The organism is Azospirillum mesophilum, from assembly GCF_053470405.2.
In genome coordinates, this window is the sequence record NZ_JBPXMQ020000065.1 from 1 (window position 1) to 24211 (window position 24211).

Genomic DNA, 24211 nt, shown 5'->3' on the forward strand with positions numbered 1-24211 from the left:
TCATCGCTCCGACTCTCCGGCTCGGTCCCTGCCGATAGCCTTGTGAATCAACTGACGACTCGCGTCACCCGAAATTCATCCACCTTCTCTGAATCGCCCTGGCGGGGCCGCCGGTGCGATTTCACAATTGTGCAATCCAAAGGGCCAGAAGGTCAGACTGCAAGCTGCGGGCTCGGGCGAGCCAGGCGCGCGCCTCCGGTGGGATCTCGGCGATGCGGCGATCCATGGCGGCGTCCATGGCGCGGCGCTGCGCCTCGTCGCCGACGAAGAAGGCGAAGCCCAGGCGTCGGCCGCCGGTGGTGGTCAGGGTGCCGGCCAGCGCCTTGGCGTAGGCCAGCGTCCCGGACTTGGCGTGCACGCCCGTGGGCAGCGCCTTGCCCTCGTCCTCGCCGGGCAGCAGCGCCCACACGGCGGGGCCGGCGCCGCGCAGCAGGGCGGCCATCTGCGCGGGCGTGATCCGGGAAGCGGTGCTGAGCCCCGAATGATTGGCAAGGCGGAGGCCCGACCAGTCCGTGCCGGGGGCCACGGTGGTGGTTGCGGCGACGCTCGCGGCGGTCAGCACCGCCGCCGACCGGGGCAGGGTCGTCACCGTGGGGTCCAGCCGGCGGGCGGCGGCCAGCCCGATCAGCTCCGCCGACAGGTTGTTGGAATAGCGCAGCACCTGGCGCGCCAGGACGGCCAGCGGCTCGCTCCGGTGCAGGGCGACGAGCGTCGCGTTCCAGGGGATCGTCCCGGCGGCGGGAGTGGGCAGGGCGATGCCGGCGTCCGCGGCGACACGGCGGAAGACATGGGCCGCGGCAAGGCCGGGGCGGGTGACCGGCAGCCAGACGCTTCCCCCGGTCCCGGTCTTTGGCGCGAGGCGCCAGCGCTCGCCCTCCGGGGCGGAGACGGGCGTGAAGGGGGCCGTTTCGCCCTCCGCCACATCCACCGCCACGCAGTCCAGCGGCACGCGCCCGGCATCCGACACCGACCATGCGGTGACCTTCAGCGGCTGGCTGGGGCTGCGCGTCCAAGACAGCTGAAACCGGTTGAAATTCACCGACAGCGCACCGATCCCCGTGTTGTAGCCCGCCGTCCAGGGCTGGCCGGAATCGATCTCCGGCAATTCGGGCAGGGCCGTGCCGTCATACAGGAAGCGGCCGGACACCCGCGCGATGCCCGCCGCGCGCAGCTCCGCCGCCAATTCCATCAGCCCCTCGGTCGCCAGCGACGGGTCGCCGCCACCCTTCAGGATCAGGTCGCCTTCCAGCACCCCGTCGCGCAAAGCGCCGGTGGCGTGCACGGTCGTGTCGAAGCGGTGCTCCGGCCCCAGCACGGCCAGCGCCGCGGCCATCGTCGGCAGCTTGGCGACGGAAGCGGGGGCGAAGGGCTTGCCCGCCTGCCGGGCGGCGATGGTCGCCCCGCTCTCCAGGTCGAAGAGGACGTAGCCGACCTCCTCCGGCCGGAAGCCGCTGCGGGCGATCGCCGCGCGGTCGTCCGGCCCGGCGGGGAGTTCCAGGGGGGCTGCGCCGGCAGCAACGGTCGTCACCCAGGCCAGCAGGAACAGCACGGGAATGGTCAGCAGCCGCATGGGTCCGCCCGTCGGAATCAGGAGATCGGCGATGAGGAGGAGATGCTAGCGCAAGCCGGCGGCTGGCGCCCGCGCCATTCGGGGGATGGTCGGCCGAATGCGGGGGACGTGGCGGATGGAATTCTGCTGCGAAATCCGCTGGGCTACCCTACCATATCGAAGGATCGGGCATATCGAAGGATCGGGAACCCGCGCGGCAGGGGTGGAGAGGCAAAAGCCATGATGTCACGGCGCCGGGATGTTCGATTCGAAGTTGTCGTCGAGCAGGGCGGCAAGCCCAACATCGATGGCGTCTTCGAAGACGAGGCAACGGCGCGGGAACGCGCGGGATATTTGCTTCGCCTTGCGAAATTTCCAGTTGTCCGCATCGTGAAAGTCAATCAGGCCGGCGGCGAACAGGTCGTCTTTGAAAAGGCCTCGTCCGGTGGCGGCAAGAGCACCACCATCTCGCACATCGACGACGCCGGACCGCCCTGCACCGACGTGCTTCAGGTGTTTTCCTTCCCCAGCCGGATGACGCTGCTGCGGCTGCTGCGCGGCTATTGGGACGATCAGCTGGTCATCCCCGCCGAACAGCTTCACCGCTATTTTCCGCTCCGCTATTTCGAACGCGAGGCTCTGCTGTTCAACCCGGCGCTCAGCCGGCTCGCCACGCTCCAGGCACCGCTGCTCGACGTCAAGCCGTTCGACCGGCAGGACCAGCTGCTGCGCCTGTTCACCGCGCTGAAGGACCTGGCGCAGGGCGCTGACGCGCTGGCCCCGGTCGATCAGGCGCTCACGCGGGGCGGGTTGGCGGGGCTGCTGGCGGCGACGGCCGACCGCCCGCCGGAGGAACACGACCGTCTGGTCACCCACGCCTTCGGCGCGGTGCTGGAACCCTGCCGCGCCTGGAACGCCAAGGTCGCGGCGATCCTGCGCTTCCACGAGGAAGGCGACGCGGAGAACACCCGCATCATCGATGAATTCCTGACCGAGACGGTGGATGGGCGGGAGCCGGTGCGGGCGCTGATCGGCTACGCGCCGGACCTCGGCTCCGCCCTGCAAAGCCTGCTGGCGGTGGTGCACGGTGACCTGGACGATCGGCTGCCCTACACCGATGAATTGCTTGCCCTGTCCAACGCGCTGGGCGGCGGCGGCTTCCATGAGACCAGGGGCGCGCTGCTGCACCGCATCCAGGGGGGCCTCGCCGGGCTGACGCCGCTGGCTCGCACCACCGACATGGCGGAGGCCAAGGCGTTCCAGGCCATCGTCGACCGGCTCGTCAGCTTCGACGGGTATCTGGGCGGCCCCGGCATGGCGGAGGCGCTGACCCGCCGCGCCAAGATGGTCTGGGGCATGAACGGCCGGGACGTGCCGTTCGACGGGGCGGTGCAGCGCCTGACGGCGCGGCTGCCCATGCCGGCGCAGCGCATCGGCTTTCTTCTGGACCTCGCCACCAGCGACTTCGGGCGGCACAAGATCAGCGTGCTGATCCGGCAGGTCGCCGGCGAGTTCGAACACATCGGGTCGGCCGCCGAGCTGGCCGCCCCCGGTGTCAGCGTGGAGGACGTGCGACGCGGGCTGGGCCGCCGGCTGCGCGCCGCCGGCATCCCGCGGGCGCTGGCCGAGGGGCTGATCGCCAAGATCGCCGCCATCCCGGACGAGCAACGCTCGGTCCGCCTGCCGCGGCCGGGAGCGGCGGTCCCGGCCTCCCGGATGGAGGAGTCGGTGACCGCCGAAACGGTCGATCTGTCCGCCCCGCAGCCCGCCCCCAAGCCCGATTCCGCGCGGCTGGTGCTGACCTTAGGCGCCCGGACCTGGGCGATCCCGGACGAGGGCGCGGAGCTGGCCATCGGCCGCTCGTCGCAGTGCCAAGTCGTGCTGGACATGGCCTCGGCCTCGCGTCGGCACGCGGTGGTGTCCCGGCGGGAGGGTGGATTCGTGCTGGAGGATTTCAGCCGCAACGGCACCCGCCTGGAGGTGCCCGGCGCGGAACCTTGCGTGCTGCAACCAGGGCAGCCGATCGTCCTTCCCCCACGGGGCGTGATCGTCATCGGCTCCGGCGCTGTGGGTGAGGAGCCGGCGCGCATCGCCTGGGAGATCGGCGCCTGAGTGATCAGGGGGAGCTGACCAGCTCCTCCGCCGTGTGGTGGATGAGGCGCCAGCCGGTGCCGCGCACCGCCACGGCGCCGACCCGGTCCGGCGCCGGGCGCAGTTCGAACAGCGACCAGTCGGCGGCGGTCCCGGCGTCCAGGGACGCGTCGACGCTCAGCAGGCGCGGCGGGCGGCTGGGGACCAGCTCCACGGCGAAGCGGTTCAAGGGCATGGACAGGCCGGCGCCGGTCGCCTTGATGAAGGCCTCCTTCCGGGTCCAGCCGTTCAGGAAGGCTTCTTCGCGCTGCGCCTCCGGCAGGGCGGCGAAGGCGGCGTATTCGGCGGGGGCGAAGAAGCGCCTGGCGATGCCCTCCGCGTCCGAAACGGTCCGCGTCCCTTCGATGTCCACCCCCAAATCCAGGGGCACATCTTCGGCCTGCGCGATGGCGATCAGCACGTCGTCCTTGCTGTCGGCGAGGTTGAAAGCCGGCCCATCGGGCAGGAACGGCTTGCCGACCGGCCCGTACTCGAACGCCAGCGCCTCCGGCGCCCGCCCGGTCGCCCGCCCGAGCAGCCGGCGCAGCAGCCCCCGCCGCAGCACGCAGCGCTCGCGCAGCTGGTCGGTCCGGTAGCGGGCGGCACGCTCTGCCTCGTCGGGGGAGAGCAGGGCGCGGAACGCCTCCCGCCGTCCGGCCAGCGCGCGCAGGTCGGCGTACCAGACGTGGATCTCGCCATCCCTCAGCATGTGCCCCTCAACCTCCGCAACGGTCCTCTACGGAAAATGGGATCATAACCGCGCTGGCCCTGGGCGGCGATTGCGCTATCATGCGGCTCCCTTTTTGCCGGATTTGGAACCATGGTCGACACCGCCCAGCTTGCCCCGCACCTGTCGAACGTCGTCAAGGACGCCGCGATTCCCGAACTGCCCAACCATTACCGGGGCAAGGTGCGCGAAAACTACGACCTTCCCGACGGGCGGCGCGTCATCATCGCCACCGACCGGCTGTCGGCCTTCGACATCATCCTGACGGCCATTCCCTTCAAGGGGCAGGTGCTGACCCAGATCGCCCGCCATTGGTTCGAGGCGACGAAGGATCTCTGCCCCAACCACGTCATCGAATACCCGGACCCCAACGTGGTGGTCGCCAAGCGCCTGACCATCATGCCGGTGGAAGTGGTCGTGCGCGACTATCTGGCCGGCACCACCGGTACCTCGCTGTGGACCATGTACAAGAAGGGCCGGCGCGAGATGTACGGCCACAGCTTCCCCGACGGGCTGCGGGAGAACCAGAAGCTGCCGCAGACCATCATCACCCCGACCACCAAGGCCTTCGACGCCGGCCATGACGAGGAGCTGACCGCCGCCCAGATCGCGGAGCGCGGCCTGCTGACCCAGGCCCAGTGGGACGAGGTGACGGCCAAGGCGCTGGCGCTCTTCGCCCGCGGGCGGGAGATGGCGGCGGAGCGCGGCCTGATCCTGGTCGACACCAAGTACGAGTTCGGCTTCGACGAGGCCGGCAACATCATCCTGGCCGACGAGATCCACACCCCGGACAGCAGCCGCTACTGGTTCGCCGCCAGCTACCCGGAGCGGTACGAGGCCGGCCAGCGTCCGGAAAGCTTCGACAAGGACTTCGTGCGCAGCTGGGTGACCCAGCGCTGCGACCCCTACAAGGACCCGATCCCGGAAATCCCCGGCGACGTGGTGCTGGAGGCTGCCCGCATCTACATCGAGGCCTTCGAGACCATCACCGGCCGCAAGTTCGAGGTCCCCGCCGATGTCGCCCCGGTCGTGGAGCGCATCCGCGGCAATCTGGCACCCTACTTCACGACGTGATCGGTTCCGGGCTCCGATGAAGATCGCCATCCTCGACGATTACCAGAACGTCGCCCGCGACCTCGCGGACTGGCACCTGCTGCCGAACGGCAGCGCGCTGACCGTGTTCAACCGCCCCATCCCGGCGGAGGAGGTCGCGGCGACGCTGGAGCCCTACAGCGTGCTGGTCATCATGCGGGAACGCACGCCGTTCCCCGCCGCGCTGATCGAGCGGCTGCCCAACCTGGGCCTGCTGGTGACGACGGGGATGCGCAACAACGCCATCGACCTCGCCGCCTGCAAGGCGCGGGGCATCCCCGTCTGCGGCACGGGCATGGTCGGCACCCCGACGGCGGAGCTGACCTGGGGCCTGATTCTGGCTCTGGTCAAGCGCATCCCGCTGGAGGAGCGGTGCCTGCGCGAGGGCCGCTGGCAGACCGGCCTGACGCAAGGGCTGGCCGGCAAGCGGCTCGGCCTCGTGGGCTTGGGCAAGCTCGGCACGCAGGTGGCGCGGGTCGGGCAGGCCTTCGGCATGGAGGTCGCCGCCTGGAGCCCCAACCTGACCGACGAGCGCGCGGCGGCGGCCGGCACCGTCCGCCTGGACAAGCGCGACCTGTTCGCCACGTCGGACATCGTCAGCGTCCATCTGGTGCTGAGCGACCGCACGCGCGGCGTGGTAGGCGCGGAGGAACTGGCGGCGATGAAGCCCTCGGCCTTCTTCGTCAACACCTCCCGCGCCGGTCTGGTGGACGAGGCGGCGCTTCTGGCCGCCCTGCACGAGCACCGCATCGCCGGGGCCGGCATCGACGTGTTCCCGGTGGAACCGCTGCCCGCCGACAGCCCCTGGCTGACCGCCCCCAACACGGTGCTGACCCCGCACCTGGGCTACGTCACCCGCGAGAACTACGAGGTTTTCTACCGCGACGCGCTGGAGGACATCCTGGCGTGGCACGCGGGCCAGCCGGTGAGGGTGCTGGGGGCGTAGAGAAGGACGCGCTTTCTTTTCATGGTTGTTTGGATATTGTCCCAAGTGCCGTTAGGCGTGCGGTTGTGCGGCGGCTTGGGTGAGGATTATGGAACTGCATCTCGGTAAGCTTGAGCGAGTGGATCCTCGAAAGCTTTGGGAAAAGGAAGCCGGTGATTTCACGCCATGGTTGGCCAAAAATATCGGCCTTCTTGGTCAAGCGTTGGGCCTGGATCTTGAGTTGGTGCAGACTGAAAAGGCGGTCGGTGACTTCTCTTGCGACATCCAGGCGAATGACACTGGTCGCGACCGCCCGGTCATCATAGAAAACCAATTGGAAGCGACTGACCACCGCCATCTTGGTCAGTTGCTTACTTATGCTGCGGGGCTCGACGCAGCTGTGATTGTGTGGATCAGTCCAGAAGTACGTGAGGAACATCGAGAAGCACTGGACTGGCTCAACCGCCACACAGACGATCGTATCGAATTTTTCGGTGTAGCCCTTGAAGCCGTTCGCATCGACGACTCAAGGCCTGCTGTCCAGTTCCGACTCGTTGCCTTTCCCAACGCCTGGTCCAAAAAAGTGACAGCGAGCGGAAGCGGCGAGGTTTCTGAAAAGCGATTGCGATATCAACAATTTTTTCAATTGGTTATCGACGAGTTGCGCGAGAAGCATAATTTTACCAACGCCCGACTTGCTCAGCCGCAAAGTTGGTACGCGTTTTCCAGCGGGATTTCTGGAATCACCTACAATGGTGCGTTCGCTGGTGGTGACCGGCTGCGTGCGGAACTCTACATCGATGTTGGCGATGCTACGCGCAACAAAGCTATTTTCGACGCTCTATGCGCACGAAAAACGGAGCTTGAGGAAAGAATCGGAAGCCTCGATTGGGAGCGCCTGGATCAAAAGCGAGCGTGTCGTATCTCATTGGTCCGATCAAACACGTCTATTGACGATGCGACGACGCAAGCCGATGCGATGCGAGCTTGGCTTGTCCAAGGGCTGTTGAAAATGAAATCGACATTCGGGCCACTTGTCAAAACTGCCGCGCTCGTTTGATTTTTGCTTGGTCAGGGGGGCAGCGGTGTGGGAACGTTGATGGAACATTTCCCGCACCGCTGCCGCCTTCAGTGCCGAAGGGCCGACGCCGTCAGTACTGCCACGCTTCAGCCTGTTCTCACCCCACCGCGTTGAAATCGTCCAGCAGCGTTGCAATCCGCCCGCTGTCGCTCTGGTCCATGATGACGCGGGCGCGGCGGCTTGCCTCCATCAGGTCGAGCGTGCGGATGCGCCGCTTCACCACGGGGATGGAGGGCGGGACCATCGACAGGTCGCGCACGCCCAGGCCCAGCAGCAGCGCGGTATAGCGCGAGTCGCCGGCGATCTCGCCGCAGACGGAGACCGGGATGCGGGCGCGCAGCGCGGCCTCGATGGTGAACTGGATCAGGCGCAGCACGGCCGGGTGCAGCGGGTCGTAGAGCGAGGCGACCTGCTCGTCGCCGCGGTCGATGGCCAGCGTGTACTGCGTCAGGTCGTTGGTGCCGATGGCGAAGAAATCGGCGGCGTAGGCCAGCGCGTCGGCGGACAGGGCCGCCCCCGGCACCTCCACCATGACGCCCATGGGCGGCAGCGGATCGGCGATGGGAACGCCGCGGCGGCGCAGGCGGCGGGCGACCTGGCCCATCATCTCGCGCACGCGCTGCACCTCGCTGACCGAGCAGATCATCGGCAGAAGGATGCGCAGCGGCCCATGGGCGCCCGCGCGCAGCATGGCGGCGAGCTGCGTTTCCAGAAGCTTTGGTTCGCGCAGGCCCAGGCGCACGGCGCGCAGGCCCAGCGCGGGGTTGGCGGGTTCGCCGTATTTCCCGGCCATCCAGCCGGCCAGCTTTTCCCCGCCCACATCCATGGTGCGGGCGGTGACGGTGCGCCCGCCCATGCCCTCCACGATGGAGCGCAGGACGGTGTACTGCTCGTCCTCGTCCGGCAGGTGGTCGCGGTTCATGAACAGGAACTCGGTGCGCAGCAGGCCGATGCCCTGTGCCCCGTTGTCCAGCGCGTGGTCGAGGTCGCGCGGCAGCTCCAGGTTGGCCTGGAGCGTGATGGACGTGCCGTCGCGGGTGACCGCCGGCAGCTTGCGCAGGCTCTTGAGCTGCTCCCGCTCCCGCTCCCGCTCGGCGCGGCGTTCCTGGTAGTCCGCCAGCACGTCCGGTTCGGGATCGATGATGACGCGGCCCTGCACGCCGTCGACGATGATGGTGGTGCCGTTCTTCAGCCCGGTTAGCAGCCCGGCCGCGCCCAGCACGGCCGGCAGCCCCAGCGAGCGGGCCATGATGGCCGTGTGCCCCTCCGCCCCGCCCAGAACGGTGGCGAAGCCCGCGACGCGGCGCGGGTCCAGCAGGGCGGTGTCGGCGGGGGTCAGCTCCTCCGCCAGGATCACCGTCCCGGGGTTGAGCATGGAAAAGGCCTTGTACTCGTGCCGCATCAGGTTGCGGATCAGCCGCCGCCCGACCTCCCGCACGTCGGCGACGCGGCCGGCGAGGTAGGCGTCCTCCATGCTCGCGAAGGTCTGGGCGATGGTGGCGATTTCCGCCTGGACGGCGGATTCGGCGTTGACCAGCTCCTCCCTGATGCGCCGCTCCACGCCGCGCGTCAGGCGGGAGTTGGTCACCATCGCGAGGTGGGCGTCCAGCAGGAAGCCGATCTCCTCCGACGCGGAGCCCGGCAGGACCAGCGCCTTGGTCTTCAGCTTGCGGATCTGCCGGCGGGCCTTGCCGCAGGCGTCGGCGAAGCGCGCGACCTCGGCCTCCGCCTGATCGGCGGTCAGGCTGTATTCGGGGACGCGGACGGCGCCGCTCTCCACGACATGGGCCGGGCCGATGGCGATGCCGGGCGACACGCCCAGCCCGCGCAGCGACCGTCCCTGGCCGGCGGCCGGAACGTCAGTCTTCATCGAATTTGCGCGTGATCAGATCGACGAGGGCGGCGATGGCGTCCTCGGCCTGATTGCCATAGGCGCACAGCTCCACCGACGTGCCGGGGCCGGCGGCCAGCATCATCAGGCCCATGATCGATTCGCCGGACACCTGGGTCTCACCCCGCCGCACCTCGACCTCGCAGTCGAAGGTGGCGACCAGCTTCACGAACTTCGCCGCCGCCCGGGCGTGCAGGCCGCGCTGGTTGCAGATGGTGACGGTCTGGCAGATCTCGGGGTTTTTCTTCGTATCCTGGCCCGTGTCCTGGCCCCTGTCCTGGACGCCTTGCGAGGGCGTCTTCTCGTCTGAATTGGTCATGCGGTCATCCATCCGACAGCAGCGACGATGCGACGTTGATGTATTTCTGCCCCGCCTCGCGCGCGGCGGCCACGGCGTGGGCCAGGGTCTCCTGGCGGCGCACGCTGGCCAGCTTGATGAGCATGGGCAGGTTCACGCCGGCGATCACCTCCACCTTGGCCTTGTCCATGATGGAGATGGCAAGGTTGGACGGCGTGCCGCCGAACATGTCCGTCAGCACCACGACACCCGCTCCGTCGTCGACCGCGGCCACGGAGTTCAGGATGTCCTGCCGGCGCTGCTCCATGTCGTCGTCGGGGCCGATGCACACGGCCTGCACCTGCTGCTGCTCACCCACAACATGCTCCAGCGCGGCGATGAACTCTTCCGCGAGTCGCCCGTGGGTCACCAGAACCATACCGATCATGGGACATCCTTCAATTTTGGACCCTCCCCCCAAACCCACCATCCATTTTCATTCTTCTTCGTTTTTTACTCGTTACCGTCCCTTGTCGCCGTCCGCCCTTGTCGCACGCGGGCCTCGTCACCCGGCCCGCGGCGATTGGCGGTCCAACTCCCTGTGGCTCAGGCCGACCTTCAGCCCCAGTTCCCTCAGCCACGCCGCCAGCCGCTCCGCGACGAACACCGACCGATGCTTCCCGCCCGTGCAGCCGACCGCGATGGTCAGATAGCTCTTGCCTTCCTGGTTGTAGCGCGGCAGCAGCGGCTGCAACAAGTCCGTCAGGTGGCGGAAGAAGTCCGGGAAATCCGGGTCGCCCTCCACCCGCGCCGCCACGCGGGCATCGAGTCCGGTCAGGGGGCGCAGATCCGGATCATAATGGGGGTTGGTCAGAAAGCGTACGTCGAACACGAGGTCCGCCTCGCGGGGCAACCCCAACCGGAAAGAGAAGGAGGTCACGAAGACCTGCAAGGCCGCCTGGGCGTCGATCTGGAAGTTGCCGGCCAGGATGCGGCGCAGGTCGTGGATGGACAACTGCGTCGTGTCGATGGTGACGTCCGCCTGCTGCTTCAGCGGAAACAGCATGGCGCGCTCGCGCTGGATGCCGTCCGGCACGGGCCGGTCGATGGCCAGCGGGTGGCGGCGCCGCGTCTCGGTGAAGCGGCGCTGCAGCACCTCGTCGCCGCAGTCCAGGAAGACCAGCCGGACATCCAGATCCTCGTTCGCCTTCAGCGTTTCGACCTCTTCCAGCAGTGCGTGGGCGGAGAAGTCGCGCGTGCGGCTGTCGATCACCAGCGCCAGCGGGCGCTTGCGCGGGTCGGCCTGCTCCAGCAGGGCCGGGACCAGCGACAGGCGGAGATTGTCCACCGCCTCGTACCCCAGATCCTCCAGGGCCTTCAGGGCACCGGACATGCCGGCGCCGGACATGCCGGTGACGAGCACCAGTCGGCCGCGCTGGCGGGGCGGCGCCTCGGGCGAGGATGGGTCGGGGGTGGGGGCCTCGGATGTGGGGGGGAGTGTCATGGCAGGGCCGGAACCTCTCCCAGCGTGCCGGCCCGCGCCGCGGTGGCGGCGAGTCGCAGCTTGGCCGGGGTGGAGGCGTCGAAGGGGCAGAGCGCCAGGCGCGGCACGGCCTTGTCCAGAAGCGGCGTGGCCTCGGGATCGGGCAGGCGCTCCACCCGGTCGCGCGGCACCAGATCGACCAGCAGGCCGACCTCCGCCTCCGCCGCGGTGGGCACGGGCAGGATGCCGACGCCGCGCGCCTCAAGCAGACCGGCCAGCGCCGCCGGCGCTGTCGCCATCAGTCTGCCCTGGTCCATGCGCAGCTCCACCCGGTCGTCGGCGATCAGCTTGGCTCCCCCGTCGATCAGCCGCAGGGCCAGATCGGACTTCCCGCTGCCGGATGGCCCGCGCAGCAGAACGCCGATGCCCGAAAGAAGGACGCAGGTGCCGTGAATCGTCACCATGATCCCGCGAAGGTGAGGCGTGCCGCCGGTTCTGTCAATGGGATGGAGAAAATGCGTTATTTCGCACCGTCGCCGGAGGTCCCGGCGCTCGCGGCCACGCTGGTCATCCCGCTGCCGCGGATTTCCGCCAGTTCAAGGACCAGGGCGTCGCGGCGGCGGATCATCTCGTCCAGGTCGTCCAGCTCGGCCGCTTCCTGGCAGGCATCGCGGAAGTCCTTCTCGCGCTTCAATCGGACCAGAAGGCGCTTGTAGCTGTCCGAAATGTGCACCAGATGGCGCTGCGCCCCCTGCAGCGCCTCGGCCAGCTGCGCCCGTTCGGTCGTGGACAGCCGCATCAGGCGCGCCAGCTCGCCCTGCTGGCGGCCGGCGTCGCGAATCAGGCGGGCCAGGCGGTAACGGCGGAAGTCGATGACCTGAGCGGTCTCGGACATGGCCCCTCACGGCGGTGAATTGGGCCAGCCGGCGCGGGCGCGGGGTCATGCGCAATGGAGAGGCATGAGGCGGGCGCGAGCGAAGAGTGACCGTATTCAAGGATCGTCCCCGCACCCGTATTTGTCCACAAGTCTTTCCCGGTAAGACAACTTTGCCGCAGACGGCCTAGGGGCGCGGCAGCCGGACGGTGAACAGGGAGCCGATCACTCGTCCGTCCGGCGCGTGCCGGTTGGTCGCGGCGATGGTGCCGCCGTGCGCCTCCACGATCTGCTTGGAGATCGACAGGCCGAGCCCGGAATGGGTGCCGAACTTCTCGCCCGCCGGCCGCTCCGTGTAGAAGCGTTCGAAGATGGCCTCCTCCTTGCCCTCCGGAATGCCGGGGCCGTCGTCGCTGACCGTGACCTCGACCGGACCCGTCCCGTTCCCGCCAAGGCGCCGGGCCGTCAGCCGGACCAGCCCGCCGGGCGGGGAGAAGGACAGCGCGTTGGCGATCAGGTTCTGGAACACCTGGGTCAGCCGCCCCTCCAGCCCCGGCACGGTCAGGTTTCCGCCCGGCGGAAGGTCCACCACGACGCGCGGGGGCGGAGCCTCCCCGTCTTCCGCCTCCTCCTCCGGGTCGGCGGTGGCGCCGTGGATGTCGGCCAGCATGCGCAGCATGGCGCCGATGTCCACGGGCTCCGGCTCCGCGCGGGACAGCTCGGCGTCCAGCCGGGAGGCGTTGGAGATGTCGCTGATCAGCCGGTCCAGCCGCTGCACGTCGTCGGCGATGATCGCCATCAGCCGGTCGCGCCGGTCGGGGTCCTGGATGCGGCTGACCGTCTCCACCGCGCTGCGCAGCGAGGTCAGCGGGTTTTTGATCTCGTGCGCCACGTCGGCGGCGAAGCGCTCGATGGCATCCATGCGCGCCCACAGCGCGGCGGTCATGTCGCGCAGCACGCCGGACAGCTCGCCGATCTCGTCGCCGCGCCGGGTGAAGTCGGGGATTTCCGTGTGGCGGCCATGGCCGGTGCGCAGCCGGTCGGCGGCCTGGGCCAGCCGGCGGATCGGCCGGGCGATGGTGCCGGCGAGATAGATGGACAGAAGCACCGTGACCAGCAGCGCCGCCGCGAAGACCCGCAGAATGTCGAAGCGGACGGAGCGGATCGCCTCGTCGATGCCGGCCCCGCTGCGCGACAGCAGCACGGCGCCCAGAACCTCCTTGTAGCGCTGCACGGGCACGGCGACGGTCAGCAGCAGGTCGGCCCGCTCCCCGCGCGCGTCCAGGCGCCACACGGTGGCGCTGTTCTCGCCGGACAGGGCGCGCTCCACGTCCGGGGGCACGGCGGTGTCCTGGCCGGGCGCGTTGTCCCGGTAGAGGGGCAGGCCCTCGCGACTCGGGACCACGTCGATGAAGCGGCTGTACAGCTCGTTGATGCCGCGCGACACGGCGTCCCCGGCGGGCGGGGGCGGTAGCTCGCGGATTTCGATCTTGCCGGGGGAGCCGGTCAGCACGCGGCTGTCCGACAGCAGGCGGCCGTCGGCGCCGTAGAGGCGGGTGTGCGTCTCCGTCGCCAGGGCCAGGCGGCGGACCATCTGGCGTCCCAGTTCCGGCGACAGCTCGTAGCTTTCGCGGCCCGACTCCGGCTCGTCGGCGGCGCGCTGCACCGCCCCTTCTCCCAGCGCCGAGGCGAAGATGCGCGCCTCCGTCTCCAGCGCGTCCAGCTCCGCCTGGACCAGCCGGTCCTGGTAGCGGCCGAGGTAGAGCAGGCCGACGACCAGCATCGCCAGCGCCAGCACGTTGACCGCCAGGATGCGCAGCGTCAGCGGCGACACGGACCAGCGCTCCGGCCGGCGCGTGGCGCGTCCCGACGTGCTGCGTCCGGGTGCCGCGCGTCCGGGCTGGGCGGGCTTGGCCGCGCGCCGCCCCTTATTCCTTGTAGCGGTAACCGACGCCATAGAGCGTTTCGATCTGCGAGAAGTCGGGGTCGATGGCTTTGAACTTCTTGCGGAGCCGCTTGATGTGGCTGTCGATGGTCCGGTCGTCCACATAGACGTTCTCGCCATAGGCGGCGTCCATCAGCTGGTCGCGGCTCTTCACATGGCCCGGCCGCTGGGCCAGCGCCTTGACCAGAAGGAACTCCGTCACGGTCAGGTCGATGGGCTGCCCCTTCCAGGTGCAGGAATGGCGGGCGCCGTCCATGCCCAGCGGGCCGCGGGTCAGCACCTGCCCCGGTTCGGGCGCGGCCTTGTCGCGGGTCAGCGTCTCCCGCCGCAGCAGGGCGCGGATGCGTTCGATCAGCAGGCGCTGGGAGAAGGGCTTCTTGATGTAGTCGTCCGCGCCCATGCGCAGGCCCATCAGCTCGTCCACCTCGTCGTCCTTGCTGGTCAGGAAGATGACCGGCATCTGGCTGGACTGGCGCAGGCGCTGCAGCAGTTCCAGCCCGTCCATGCGCGGCATCTTGATGTCAAGCACGGCGAGGTCGGGCGGGCGCTGGGTCAGGCCGCGCAGGGCTTCCGCCCCGTCGGTGTAGGTGCGCACCTCGAACCCCTCCGCCTCCAGCGCCATGGAAACGGAGGTCAGGATGTTGCGGTCGTCGTCCACCAACGCAACGGTGTGAGACATGGCGTTCGCGTTCCCAAAGCAGGCCCCAAGTCGTGCCCGGGCGCCGTTCATTACATCAGCATACGACAGAAGATGGTTTCACCTTATTTCGAAAAGCGGTCTTACCTTTTCTCCCGCTTACCCAAAAGGCACCCCAAACGCATGAGATGCCAAGTTTTCGCTTTTCCCCGCCTATTTATCTGGGCCAATATGGCACCAATGCGGCGCCGACGAAACGGCGCGGCGCGGGAGAACGCATTCGTTTTTCGGGCATGAGTTCAAATGAACCCCCCAGCGTCCCGGCTCCTTCGGAACCGGGCGATACGGCGTCCTCCGACGCGGCCGGCAAACCGGGCGATGCGGCGCGCCGCCTGATGCGTGCCGCGGATCGGGCCGCGCTGGCCACCGCGCTGCGCGGCGAGGGGGACGGCTGGCCCTACCCGTCGCTGGTGCAGGTGGCGCTCGACCTGGACGGAACGCCGCTTCTCCTGCTTTCCACGCTCGCCGACCACACGAAGAACATCGCGGCTGATCCGCGCGTCGGGCTGCTGTTCGACGGGACGGCGGGGCTGGCGCAGCCGCTGGCCGGGGCGCGGGTGTCCGTGCTCGGCCAAGCGGAACCGTCCGACGAGCCGCGCCACCGCGCGCGGTTCCTGGCGCGCCATCCGGCGGCGGCCTTCTACGCCGGATTCGGCGACTTCGGCATCTATAAGGTGTGCGTGCGGCGCGCCCATCTCGTTGCCGGCTTCGGCCGCGTCCGCTGGCTGGAACGGAACGAGTTGCTGCCGGGAGACGTTCCCGCGGCCCTGGCCGAGGCGGAGAGCGACATTCTGGCGCACATGAACACCGACCACGCCGAGGCGGTCCGCCTCTGCGCCACCGTCCTGGCCGGCCGTTCCGGCGGCCCGGTTCAGGAGGAGGCGCAGGAGGGATGGACGATGACCGGCATCGATCCGGACGGCATCGACCTTCGCTGCGGGGGCAGCGTGACACGGGTTGATTTCGATCAGCGCGTGGAAGACGCGGAAGCTGCTAGGATCGCGCTTGCCGGGCTGGCCCGGCGTGCCCGGCAGAGCGTTTCCGTCCAGGGCGCGGCGTACCGCGCACTTGATTCGAGAGAGTGAGACGGCTAACCACGACGCCGCAAGAAGCGGCGCGCACGAGCGCAACCAGGAGAAAACGTCAAGTGGACCATAACGGACCGACCCGTTGCCGTTTTGGGTTTGTGGCCCTCGGGCCCCCCGCTCTTGCCAGACCAGTGATCGGGATGCGCCAGCCGCGCGCGTCGTGATGACACGCCGTCCGGCCTTATGGTCGGGCAGCGACGAGTGAACCGGCGGCGAACGCCGCCATAATTCGATGACGGATTTTACAAAGGGCCGAAACAGGCCACCCGTCAGGACCTTCGGACCCGCGGTCGCAGCGCTGCGGAGGCCGGAGACGAGTGAGAGGCAAAGGATGACCGGAACGACGCGCACGCGGAACAAGAAGCTCCTGGCTTGGGTCGAGGAGATCGCGAACAAGTGCAAGCCCGAGCGGGTGCACTGGTGTGACGGCTCGCAGGAGGAGTACGACCGCCTCTGCGCCGAAATGGTCGAGTCGGGCACGTTCATCAAGCTGAACGAGGCCAAGCGCCCGAACTCCTATCTCTGCCGGTCCGATCCGGGTGACGTCGCCCGCGTGGAAGATCGCACCTTCATCTGCTCCGAGCGCAAGGAAGACGCCGGCCCGACCAACAACTGGGTCGCCCCGGCCGAGATGAAGGTCAAGCTGGACGGCCTGTTCGAGGGCTGCATGCGCGGCCGCACCATGTATGTGGTGCCCTTCAGCATGGGTCCGCTGGGGTCCGACATCGCCCACATCGGCGTGCAGCTCTCCGACAGCCCGTATGTCGCGGTGAACATGCGCCTGATGACCCGCATGGGCCAGAAGGTGCTGGACATCCTGGGCGACGGCGATTTCGTGCCCTGCCTGCACTCGGTCGGCGCTCCGCTGGAGCCGGGCCAGAAGGACGTGGCCTGGCCCTGCAACGCCGACCACAAGTACATCGTCCACTTCCCGGAAGACCACTCGATCGTCTCCTACGGCTCGGGCTACGGCGGCAACGCCTTGCTCGGCAAGAAGTGCTTCGCGCTGCGCATCGCCTCGGCCATGGGCCGCGAGCAGGGCTGGCTGGCCGAGCACATGCTGATCCTGGGCGTCGAGAGCCCCGAGGGTGAGAAGACCTACGTCGCCGCCGCCTTCCCGTCGGCCTGCGGCAAAACCAACTTCGCCATGCTGGTCCCGCCGGCCGAGTTCGAAGGCTGGAAGGTCCGCACCATCGGCGACGACATCGCCTGGGTGAAGCCGCAGCCGGACGGCACGCTGCGCGCCATCAACCCGGAGGCCGGCTTCTTCGGCGTGGCGCCGGGCACCAGCCTGAAGTCGAACCCGAACGCGCTGAAGACGCTGAACGCCAACGTCATCTTCACCAACGTCGCGCTGACCGACGACGGCGACGTGTGGTGGGAAGGCCTGACCGACGAGAAGCCGGCGCACCTGATCGACTGGCAGGGCAACGACTGGACGCCGGAATCGGGCCGTGCCGCCGCGCACCCGAACTCGCGCTTCACCGCCCCCGCCGCCCAGTGCCCGTCGATCGACCCGGCCTGGGAAGATCCGGCCGGCGTTCCGATCTCGGCCTTCATCTTCGGCGGCCGCCTGTCGAAGACCTTCCCGCTGGTGTTCGAGGCCTACAACTGGCGTGAGGGCGTCTACTGGGCCGCGACCATGGGCTCGGAGGCGACCGCCGCCGCCGTCGGCCAGGCCGCCATCCGCCGTGACCCGTTCGCCATGCTGCCCTTCTGCGGCTACAACATGGCCGACTACTGGAACCACTGGCTGGCGATGGAAGGCAAGGTCGAGAACCTGCCGCGCATCTACCGCGTCAACTGGTTCCGCAAGGACGAGAACGGCAAGTTCGTGTGGCCGGGCTTCGGCGACAACATGCGCGTCCTGAAGTGGATCGTCGACCGCGTCCGCGGCCGTGCGCCGGAGCCGGCGAAGAGCCCGTTCGGCTACTCGCCGCACTACCAGGACCTGAACTGGGCCGGCCTGAACTTCACCGAGGACAAGTTCCGGACGATCATGGACATCGACCGGAAGGAAGCCCAGGCCGAAGCCAAGGACCAGGAAGAGCTGTTCAACCGCTTCGGCACCCGCCTGCCGAGCGACATCGAGCAGCAGCGCGTCGAAGTGCTGAAGCGTCTGGAAGCCGCTCCGGACGTCTGGCGCATCGGCTGATCTCCGCGCGTTTCGCTTGTGATCAGGGGAAAGGGCCGCCTTCGGGCGGCCCTTTTCCTTTGGTGGATCCTTTTGGTCGCAGGACTTGGGGGTTCCGCTGCGAAAACAGGCGTGCTAGGGGTGATTGGTACACGTCCTAATGATTTGAATAGGGATGTGTTCGCCACATGGGTTGTGCGGACGGGAGGACTGGGTGGTGCCGACTCGCCGGATTTTGGCTGCCGGAGCCCTTCTGATCGCGATGCTGGTCGCGGGCTGGCCACTGTCGGTCGCCCACGCCCAGCCGCTCTACCGCGAATCGCCGATTCTAACGGCCGTGGTGGGGCAGGGGGCTCTGCCGCCGGTGCAAGAACGGCTGCCGCGAACGCCGCTGCTGGTGCAGCCGGTAGAAAGCATCGGCCGCTACGGCGGCGTCTGGCGCATGGGCATGGTGGGCAACGGCGACGGGCTGCTGCTCTACCGCTCCTTCGGCTATGAGCATCTCGTGCGCTGGGATCCTGGCTGGAAGCGCGTCATCCCGAACATTGCCCTGTCCTTCGAGGTGAACGACACCGCCACGGAATTCACCTTCCGCCTGCGCCCCGGCATGCGCTGGTCCGACGGCCACCCCTTCACCGCCGAGGACATCCTGTTCTGGTACGAGGACGTGCTGTCCAACCCGGACCTCGCGCCGCGCCACAAGCATTGGATGATGAGCGGCGACCGGATGGGGCGCGTGGTCGCGCTGGATCCGCAGACCGTCCGCTTCATCTTCGCCGCTCCCAACAGCCTGTTCCTGGCGCGCATGGCCTCGGCCTACGACACCAAGGGGCCGACCGACTTTCCAAAGCACGCGCTCGCCCGCTTCCACCCGCGCTACAATCCCGAGGGCATCGCCGCCGAGGTCGCCGCCGCCGGCGTGGCCAACGCCGCCGAGCTGTTCCGGCTGAAGTCCCACATCGACCACTACGTCTCCACGCCGGAGGCGCTGCTGCGCCGTCCCGTCCCGGCGGGCGTGTCGGCGCTGCGGGCGGAACCGATCCCGACGCTCGCCCCCTGGGTCATGGACCGGTGGGAGGCCGGCCAGCGGGAAGCGGGAGAGCCCGCGCGCTTCATCGCCATCCGCAACCCCTTCTACTGGAAGGTCGACCCCGCCGGAAACCAGCTGCCCTACATCGACGAGGTGGTGATCCAGCAGGTGTCCGGCCCGGAGGATCTGCGGATCCTGGTGGTCAGCGGGCGCATCGATTTCCAGGCCCGCAACATCGCCATCGGGGTGCCCCGCGAGTCGCTGCCCGAGACGCTCAAAGGCGGCGGCTACCGCAGCTTCGAACTGCTGTCGGCGGAAAACAACACGTTGCCGCTGGGGCTCAACCTCACGCACCCGGACCCGGCGAAACGGGCGCTGTTCGCCAGCCGGGACTTCCGCGTCGCGCTGTCGGAGGCCATCGACCGCAAGGCGATCATCGATCAGGTCTTCGGCGGCCAGGGCTTGCCGTACCAGCCGGCGCCCCGGCCCGAATCGGGCTTCTACCACGAGCGGTTGGCCCGCCAGCACCTGTCCCACAACCCGGCGGCGGCGAACGCGCGGCTCGACGCCATTGGGCTTGCCGCGCGGGATTCGTCCGGGTTCCGCCTGCGCCCCGACGGGCAGCGGGCCGGCTTCACCGTCACCGTGCGCCGCGACCGCCCGCCGCTGGTCAAGGGCGTGCGCCTGCTGGCGGAACAGTGGGCGGAACTGGGGCTCGACGTCCGGGTGAAGACGGTGGACAAGAACGAACTGAACGCCCTGCGCGACGCGGTCGATTTCGACATGACCACCACGGCGACCGACGGCGGCATCGATCCGCTGATCGAGCCGCACGGCTACATGCCGCAGACCGACGACTCGATCTTCGGCATCGCCTGGGTCCACTGGATCCAGAAGCGTGCAGGCACCCTGGCCGAAGTGCCGCCGCCCGCCCAGGCGAGCCAGCTGGCGCTTTACGACCGGCTCCAGGCGACAACGGACCCGGAGGCGCAACGACAGCTCATGCGCCGAATCCTCGACATCGCCGCCGACGAGTTCCTGCTGATCGGCGTGTCGCTGCCGGCTTCCAGCTATGGGCTGATGCGCGACACTTTGCGCAACGTGCCGCCTTTCCTGGTCGATTCCTGGGTCTACCCCACGCCGGGGCCGGTCAATCCATTCCAGTTCTATTTCGCGGCTTCGTAACGGGCGTGCCTCTTCTGGGTACTCCCTTCGTGACAGGGGCCGCCGCCGCCGGTAGGATCGCCACGGACAATGGGCATCCGTGTCCCGCGAAGTTTACAAAACTTCAAGAGGTTTTCGGGTCATTGTGACCGCGAAGACGGAACGGGTTTCGATGACCGCCTGACGGACGCGGAGTGGGCGGACGTGGTCTGGGCGCACGCTGGAGGACGGAAGACATGTTCGTGATGATCGGCTTCGGCGTCGTGGTCTTCTGCGTGTTCGGCGGCTACGTCATGAACGGCGGCCATATGGGCGTGCTGTGGCAGCCCTTCGAGTATCTGATCATCCTTGGCGCCGCCGCCGGCGCCTATCTGATCGCCAACCCCAAGGGCGTAGTCACCCACACGGGCAAGGAGATCGGCCACCTGTTCAAGGGGCCGAAATACAACAAGGACAACTATCTCGAACTGCTGACGATGATGTACCAGGTCTTCAAGATCGCGAAGACCAAGGGCCTGCTTGCCCTTGAACAGCACATCGAAAAGCCCGAGGACTCGCCGCTCTTCCAGCAGTTCCCGAAATTCTACGGCGACCACCACGCCATCGCCTTCCTCTGCACGTACCTCCGCCTGATGTCGCTCGGCGCCGACAACCCGCACGAGCTGGTGGACCTGATGGACGAGGACATCGAGACGATGCACCACGAGCACCAGCGCGTGTCCGATGCCATCCAGGCGGTGGCGGACGGCGTGCCCGCGCTGGGCATCGTGGCGGCGGTGCTGGGCGTCATTCACACCATGGGTTCGATCACCGAACCGCCGGAGGTTCTGGGCAAGCTGATCGGTGGCGCGCTCGTGGGCACCTTCACCGGCGTGCTGGTGGCCTATGGTTTCGTGGCGCCTATCGCCAGCGGCCTGAAGAACATCTACCACGCCGAAGGCAAGTATTATCAGGCCATGAAGACCGGCCTGATCGCTCACCTCTCAGGCTACGCGCCGGCCATCTCGGTGGAATACGCGCGCAACATCCTGGAACCGGAATACCGACCAACCTTCGCCCAGGTCGAAGAGGCGACCTCCGCCTTGCCGCCCGCCTGACGCCGGGCGCGCCCCATGCCGTCGGACGATCCCGTCATCATCCAGTGGAACGAGGGGACGATGGGCGAGTGGTCTTCGCTCTTCGCCCGCATCCCGCGCTCGACCCTGCCGCAATGCTTCGGCTACGCCCAGGCGATGGGGCGGACCCACGGCTTCGTGCCGCGGCTGGGCACCATCCGGCGGGGCGGGGAGGTCGTCGGCCTCGTCCAGATCCTGGAACGGCGGATGCTGCGCCTGTTCCGCCAACGCCAGATGCACCGTGGTCCCCTGTGGCTGGACGGGGTCGAGCCCGACCAGGAGACCCTGGAAGCGACCTTCCGCCTGCTGCGCCGCGCCTGCCCGGACAACGCGTTCAACCGCGCAAGTTTCCTGCCCGAACTGGCCGCGTCCCCGGAAACCGAAGACATGCTGCGCCGCTGCGGCTTCCGCCGTTTCGGCCCCGGCTACCGCACCGTCTGGCTGGACCTGTCGCGCAACGAGGACGAGCTGCGCGCGGCCATGGCCCGCGACTGGCGGCAGCGTCTGAAAGGGGCGGAGAAAGCCGGCCTCGTCATCGACCTGGATTGGGAAGCCAAGAACCTGCCCTGGCTGATGAAACAGGAGCACGAGCAGGCGCTGACCAAGCAGTTCCGCCCGATGACCGGCCCGTTGGCCGTCCGGATCCGGAACGCCCTGGTCAAGGGCGACGGCGTGCTGATGGCGGCGGCATTGGAGAGCAAAGCGCGCGACGCCAAGCCGGTGGCAAGCGGGCTTTTCTACCTGCACGGCACCTCGGCCACCTACCAGATCGGCTGGGCCAACGAGGCCGGACGCAAAAGCGGCGCGATGCGGCTCATCCTCTGGCGCGCCGCGCTGGCGCTGAAGGCGCGCGGGGTGTCGTGGCTCGACCTCGGCGGCATCAACCCGGAGAGTGCCCCGGGCGTCACCGAGTTCAAGCTCGGCACCGGCGGCGAAGCCGTGGAGACCACCGGCCTGTATCGCTAGGCGAATCGCGGGCGTTGAATCATCCCGCCGCTTGCACCATCCTGTCCGCAGCAAAGGAGGCGGCCATGGCCAACGACGACGTCATGAAACCCGAAGAGGCGCAATTGGCCATCGCCAAGGCGGCCCAGGCGAAGCCGCAGGTGCAGATGATGCGCGACCGGCTCCGCAAGCTGGCGGAGGATGAAGAGAAGGGGGCGCAGATCCTTGTCTCCGCCATCCGCAACCTTCTTCATCAGGAATAGCCCGCACCAACGGCAACCGGCGGAACCCGGTCAGCAGGTCGTCGCCTTGCTGCAGCTCTTGTCCTCGTGCGGACCGGGGCTGCGTGCGAGCTGCAGACCGCTCTTCGCCTGCTCGAACGTCTTTTCCAGCGACCGCACGCTCTGTTCGAAGGCCTGCAGTTCCCGACCTTCCAGCTTCTCGCCAGTGGGCAGGTCGATGCTCTTCGGGTTCACCTGCTGGCCAGCCTTCAGCACTTCGTAATGCAGATGCGGGCCGGTCGAACGCCCGGTCGTCCCGACATAGCCGATGACGTCGCCCTGGTCCACACGCGCGCCGCGCCGGGTGGTCTTGGCGATGCGGCTCAGGTGCGCGTAGGCCGTGGAGATCTGGGTGTTGTGGCGGATGCGGATGTAGTTGCCGTAGCCGCCGTGCGGCCCGACCTCCTCGACGACGCCGCCGCCCGCGGCGAAGATCGGCGTTCCCGTCGGTGCGCCGAAATCCATTCCCTTGTGCATCTTGCTGAAGCCCAGGATCGGATGGTGGCGCATTCCGAAGCCGGAGGTGATCTTGGCGCCATCGATGGGCGTGCGCAGCAAGGCGCGGCGGATGCTCTCGCCGTCGCGATTGTAATAGTCGATGCGGCCGTCACGCGTCTTGTGGCGGAAGATCGGGAATTCCTCACCGCTCAGCACCAGCGCGGCGTAGAGCACCTCGCTCTCGCCAGCGACCTTGCCGTCGGCGGTCACCAACCGCTCGTACAGCACCTCGAACCGGTCGCCGGGCTGCAGGTCGCGCTGGAAGTCGACATCGTAGGAATAGTCGCGGATCAGCGCCATCATCACCGACACCGGAATGCCGACGGCGCTTCCCGCTTCGAACAGGCTGGACCGGATGACGCCCTGTGCGGCCACCGGCTGGCGCGTCACCGCCTTTTCAACCTCGCTGGAGGTGAAGTCGGTGTCGTTCTTGCGGGACACGGACACGGAGCGCACCACGTCGGGCACGAACTCCAGACCGAGGAAACGCTTGGAGCCGCCCCGGCGCGGCTCGAACAGGACCGTCACCTGTTGGCCGACCTGGAGCTTGCGCGGGTCGTAGACCTTACGGAGCGCGGCGATGGCGTTGGTTGCTTCGTCGGCCGGCACGTTGGCCCCGGTCAGCATGTCCATCAGGGTGTCGCCGCGGCCGACCGACAGCACCTGCCGGTTGGGCGTCGTTGCCTTCTCCTCGGGATCGTCGCGCTGATCCTTCGCGTTCCGCTCCTGCTCCGCTGGCCGGGCACCGGCCGCGAGCGCGGAAAAAGAAACCGTCTGGGAGAGGATCCCCGCCATTGCAGCGGCAACCAGGGCGAGCGTGGGAAGGCCGCCGAGCCTCGAACGCACCGTCATTCTCCTATAGTTCCCCACCCAAACCACAAGCCAATCGAAGTGCCGGACCCGTCGTCGTCCGCGCTACGCCTTTATAAAGGCGACCATGCGCGTGGTCATTGTCACTGTCAACCGCTAAGCCCCCTTCAAACCAAGGCGTGCAGTTGGGACACATCCCCTGCCAAGATGCAGCTCCGATTGCAAAGCCAATCCGTCAAAAATTTTTCATCCGCATGCAAAAAAGCGCTTGCCTGTCCGGCGGCGGCGCGCCTATAACCCGGTCCACCGACGCGGCGGCCGCTGACGAAGCGACGCCGGGCCGGGAAACAGATGACAATCTGGCCCTGGCGACTCACTCCTCATACGGGACTGAGCGCGGGGTTTTGCGGTTCCCCAGGTGGCGCCGCGGGTTCTTGGAAATTGTGGATACCGTGTTGTGAGAAGGGATGCGCAG

Annotated in this window: 21 protein-coding genes; 10 read left to right on the plus strand and 11 right to left on the minus strand. The window is 68.1% G+C overall.

All coding sequences use genetic code 11. The annotated features are described in order from the left end of the window. Positions 1 to 121 precede the first annotated feature (121 nt). Positions 122 to 1570: a D-alanyl-D-alanine carboxypeptidase/D-alanyl-D-alanine endopeptidase gene (gene dacB, locus ACSVC7_RS30805; RefSeq protein WP_448208376.1), complete on the minus strand. Its 1449-nt coding sequence runs from the start codon at positions 1568 to 1570 to the stop codon at positions 122 to 124. Positions 1571 to 1939: 369 nt separating this feature from the next. Between dacB and ACSVC7_RS30810 the strand changes: the two genes are divergently transcribed. Then, the gene (locus ACSVC7_RS30810; RefSeq protein ID WP_448208375.1) at positions 1940 to 3661 is read left to right on the plus strand and encodes an FHA domain-containing protein; all 1722 of its coding nucleotides are present in this window, start codon (positions 1940 to 1942) and stop codon (positions 3659 to 3661) included. 4 nt (positions 3662 to 3665) lie between these two features. Here the strand turns inward: ACSVC7_RS30810 and ACSVC7_RS30815 are convergent, their stop codons facing one another. Beyond that, complete coding sequence (locus tag ACSVC7_RS30815) at positions 3666 to 4388, minus strand: 4'-phosphopantetheinyl transferase family protein (RefSeq protein ID WP_448208374.1); 723 nt, start codon at positions 4386 to 4388, stop codon at positions 3666 to 3668. 111 nt (positions 4389 to 4499) lie between these two features. On the opposite strand from ACSVC7_RS30815, the gene ACSVC7_RS30820 reads away from it, so the two are divergent. From ACSVC7_RS30820 to ACSVC7_RS30830, 3 genes are all read left to right on the plus strand, one after another. Next, positions 4500 to 5480, plus strand: coding sequence for a phosphoribosylaminoimidazolesuccinocarboxamide synthase (locus ACSVC7_RS30820; RefSeq protein WP_448208373.1), 981 nt, complete (start codon positions 4500 to 4502; stop codon positions 5478 to 5480). 16 nt (positions 5481 to 5496) lie between these two features. Then, positions 5497 to 6444 (plus strand): D-2-hydroxyacid dehydrogenase family protein, encoded by a 948-nt coding sequence (locus tag ACSVC7_RS30825; protein ID WP_448208372.1) that lies wholly within the window; start codon positions 5497 to 5499, stop codon positions 6442 to 6444. 88 nt (positions 6445 to 6532) lie between these two features. Then, positions 6533 to 7483, plus strand: coding sequence for a DUF4268 domain-containing protein (locus ACSVC7_RS30830; RefSeq protein ID WP_448208371.1), 951 nt, complete (start codon positions 6533 to 6535; stop codon positions 7481 to 7483). A 118-nt stretch (positions 7484 to 7601) separates the two neighbouring features. On the opposite strand, the gene ptsP is transcribed toward ACSVC7_RS30830, so the two are convergent. The 8 genes from ptsP to ACSVC7_RS30870 form a co-directional block, all read right to left on the minus strand. After that, positions 7602 to 9374: a phosphoenolpyruvate--protein phosphotransferase gene (ptsP, locus tag ACSVC7_RS30835; RefSeq protein ID WP_448208370.1), complete on the minus strand. Its 1773-nt coding sequence runs from the start codon at positions 9372 to 9374 to the stop codon at positions 7602 to 7604. Then, complete coding sequence (locus ACSVC7_RS30840; protein ID WP_448208369.1) at positions 9364 to 9714, minus strand: HPr family phosphocarrier protein; 351 nt, start codon at positions 9712 to 9714, stop codon at positions 9364 to 9366. The genes ptsP and ACSVC7_RS30840 overlap by 11 nt, the downstream gene beginning before the upstream one ends. 4 nt (positions 9715 to 9718) lie before the next feature. Beyond that, positions 9719 to 10120: a PTS sugar transporter subunit IIA gene (locus tag ACSVC7_RS30845; protein ID WP_448208368.1), complete on the minus strand. Its 402-nt coding sequence runs from the start codon at positions 10118 to 10120 to the stop codon at positions 9719 to 9721. Between the two features lie 117 nt (positions 10121 to 10237). After that, complete coding sequence (gene rapZ, locus ACSVC7_RS30850) at positions 10238 to 11176, minus strand: RNase adapter RapZ (protein WP_448208367.1); 939 nt, start codon at positions 11174 to 11176, stop codon at positions 10238 to 10240. Next, on the minus strand, positions 11173 to 11619 hold the full coding sequence (locus ACSVC7_RS30855) for an HPr kinase/phosphorylase (protein WP_448208366.1): 447 nt from the start codon (positions 11617 to 11619) through the stop codon (positions 11173 to 11175). The genes rapZ and ACSVC7_RS30855 overlap by 4 nt, the downstream gene beginning before the upstream one ends. A 56-nt stretch (positions 11620 to 11675) precedes the next feature. Continuing rightward, on the minus strand, positions 11676 to 12050 hold the full coding sequence (locus ACSVC7_RS30860; RefSeq protein WP_448208365.1) for a hypothetical protein: 375 nt from the start codon (positions 12048 to 12050) through the stop codon (positions 11676 to 11678). A gap of 166 nt (positions 12051 to 12216) precedes the next feature. Continuing rightward, the gene (locus ACSVC7_RS30865) at positions 12217 to 13986 is read right to left on the minus strand and encodes a sensor histidine kinase (RefSeq protein ID WP_448208364.1); all 1770 of its coding nucleotides are present in this window, start codon (positions 13984 to 13986) and stop codon (positions 12217 to 12219) included. Beyond that, the gene (locus ACSVC7_RS30870; protein ID WP_448208363.1) at positions 13958 to 14653 is read right to left on the minus strand and encodes a response regulator transcription factor; all 696 of its coding nucleotides are present in this window, start codon (positions 14651 to 14653) and stop codon (positions 13958 to 13960) included. The genes ACSVC7_RS30865 and ACSVC7_RS30870 overlap by 29 nt, the downstream gene beginning before the upstream one ends. A 353-nt stretch (positions 14654 to 15006) precedes the next feature. On the opposite strand from ACSVC7_RS30870, the gene ACSVC7_RS30875 reads away from it, so the two are divergent. The 6 genes from ACSVC7_RS30875 to ACSVC7_RS30900 all read left to right on the plus strand — a co-directional run bounded on the left by ACSVC7_RS30875 (position 15007) and on the right by ACSVC7_RS30900 (position 22410). After that, positions 15007 to 15756, plus strand: a complete 750-nt coding sequence (locus ACSVC7_RS30875; RefSeq protein ID WP_448208362.1) for a HugZ family pyridoxamine 5'-phosphate oxidase — start codon at positions 15007 to 15009, stop codon at positions 15754 to 15756. Positions 15757 to 15991: 235 nt separating this feature from the next. Next, positions 15992 to 17914 (plus strand): phosphoenolpyruvate carboxykinase (GTP), encoded by a 1923-nt coding sequence (locus tag ACSVC7_RS30880; protein WP_448208361.1) that lies wholly within the window; start codon positions 15992 to 15994, stop codon positions 17912 to 17914. Between the two features lie 193 nt (positions 17915 to 18107). Then, on the plus strand, positions 18108 to 20108 hold the full coding sequence (locus ACSVC7_RS30885; RefSeq protein WP_483509038.1) for an ABC transporter substrate-binding protein: 2001 nt from the start codon (positions 18108 to 18110) through the stop codon (positions 20106 to 20108). 215 nt (positions 20109 to 20323) lie between these two features. After that, entirely contained in the window at positions 20324 to 21184 is an 861-nt protein-coding gene (motA, locus tag ACSVC7_RS30890; RefSeq protein ID WP_448208359.1) for a flagellar motor stator protein MotA, read from the plus strand. Positions 21185 to 21199: 15 nt separating this feature from the next. Then, positions 21200 to 22168, plus strand: coding sequence for a lipid II:glycine glycyltransferase FemX (locus ACSVC7_RS30895; RefSeq protein WP_448208358.1), 969 nt, complete (start codon positions 21200 to 21202; stop codon positions 22166 to 22168). Positions 22169 to 22233: 65 nt separating this feature from the next. Continuing rightward, the gene (locus ACSVC7_RS30900; protein ID WP_448208357.1) at positions 22234 to 22410 is read left to right on the plus strand and encodes a hypothetical protein; all 177 of its coding nucleotides are present in this window, start codon (positions 22234 to 22236) and stop codon (positions 22408 to 22410) included. A gap of 30 nt (positions 22411 to 22440) precedes the next feature. On the opposite strand, the gene ACSVC7_RS30905 is transcribed toward ACSVC7_RS30900, so the two are convergent. After that, the gene (locus tag ACSVC7_RS30905; protein WP_448208356.1) at positions 22441 to 23778 is read right to left on the minus strand and encodes a peptidoglycan DD-metalloendopeptidase family protein; all 1338 of its coding nucleotides are present in this window, start codon (positions 23776 to 23778) and stop codon (positions 22441 to 22443) included. Positions 23779 to 24211: the final 433 nt, after the last annotated feature.

Excerpts from the sequence above, each read along its gene's own strand:
- ACSVC7_RS30865 (WP_448208364.1), bottom strand. The coding sequence starts at position 13,986 with ATGGCGTCGGTTACCGCTACAAGGAATAAGGGGCGGCGCGCGGCCAAG.
- ACSVC7_RS30855 (WP_448208366.1), bottom strand. The coding sequence starts at position 11,619 with ATGGTGACGATTCACGGCACCTGCGTCCTTCTTTCGGGCATCGGCGTT.
- ACSVC7_RS30845 (WP_448208368.1), bottom strand. The coding sequence starts at position 10,120 with ATGATCGGTATGGTTCTGGTGACCCACGGGCGACTCGCGGAAGAGTTC.
- motA (WP_448208359.1), top strand. The coding sequence starts at position 20,324 with ATGTTCGTGATGATCGGCTTCGGCGTCGTGGTCTTCTGCGTGTTCGGC.
- ACSVC7_RS30860 (WP_448208365.1), bottom strand. The coding sequence starts at position 12,050 with ATGTCCGAGACCGCTCAGGTCATCGACTTCCGCCGTTACCGCCTGGCC.
- ACSVC7_RS30825 (WP_448208372.1), top strand. The coding sequence starts at position 5,497 with ATGAAGATCGCCATCCTCGACGATTACCAGAACGTCGCCCGCGACCTC.
- ACSVC7_RS30870 (WP_448208363.1), bottom strand. The coding sequence starts at position 14,653 with ATGTCTCACACCGTTGCGTTGGTGGACGACGACCGCAACATCCTGACC.
- ACSVC7_RS30875 (WP_448208362.1), top strand. The coding sequence starts at position 15,007 with ATGCGTGCCGCGGATCGGGCCGCGCTGGCCACCGCGCTGCGCGGCGAG.
- ptsP (WP_448208370.1), bottom strand. The coding sequence starts at position 9,374 with ATGAAGACTGACGTTCCGGCCGCCGGCCAGGGACGGTCGCTGCGCGGG.
- dacB (WP_448208376.1), bottom strand. The coding sequence starts at position 1,570 with ATGCGGCTGCTGACCATTCCCGTGCTGTTCCTGCTGGCCTGGGTGACG.
- ACSVC7_RS30820 (WP_448208373.1), top strand. The coding sequence starts at position 4,500 with ATGGTCGACACCGCCCAGCTTGCCCCGCACCTGTCGAACGTCGTCAAG.
- ACSVC7_RS30830 (WP_448208371.1), top strand. The coding sequence starts at position 6,533 with ATGGAACTGCATCTCGGTAAGCTTGAGCGAGTGGATCCTCGAAAGCTT.
- ACSVC7_RS30880 (WP_448208361.1), top strand. The coding sequence starts at position 15,992 with ATGACGGATTTTACAAAGGGCCGAAACAGGCCACCCGTCAGGACCTTC.
- ACSVC7_RS30900 (WP_448208357.1), top strand. The coding sequence starts at position 22,234 with ATGGCCAACGACGACGTCATGAAACCCGAAGAGGCGCAATTGGCCATC.
- ACSVC7_RS30905 (WP_448208356.1), bottom strand. The coding sequence starts at position 23,778 with ATGACGGTGCGTTCGAGGCTCGGCGGCCTTCCCACGCTCGCCCTGGTT.
- ACSVC7_RS30895 (WP_448208358.1), top strand. The coding sequence starts at position 21,200 with ATGCCGTCGGACGATCCCGTCATCATCCAGTGGAACGAGGGGACGATG.
- ACSVC7_RS30815 (WP_448208374.1), bottom strand. The coding sequence starts at position 4,388 with ATGCTGAGGGATGGCGAGATCCACGTCTGGTACGCCGACCTGCGCGCG.
- ACSVC7_RS30840 (WP_448208369.1), bottom strand. The coding sequence starts at position 9,714 with ATGACCAATTCAGACGAGAAGACGCCCTCGCAAGGCGTCCAGGACAGG.
- rapZ (WP_448208367.1), bottom strand. The coding sequence starts at position 11,176 with ATGACACTCCCCCCCACATCCGAGGCCCCCACCCCCGACCCATCCTCG.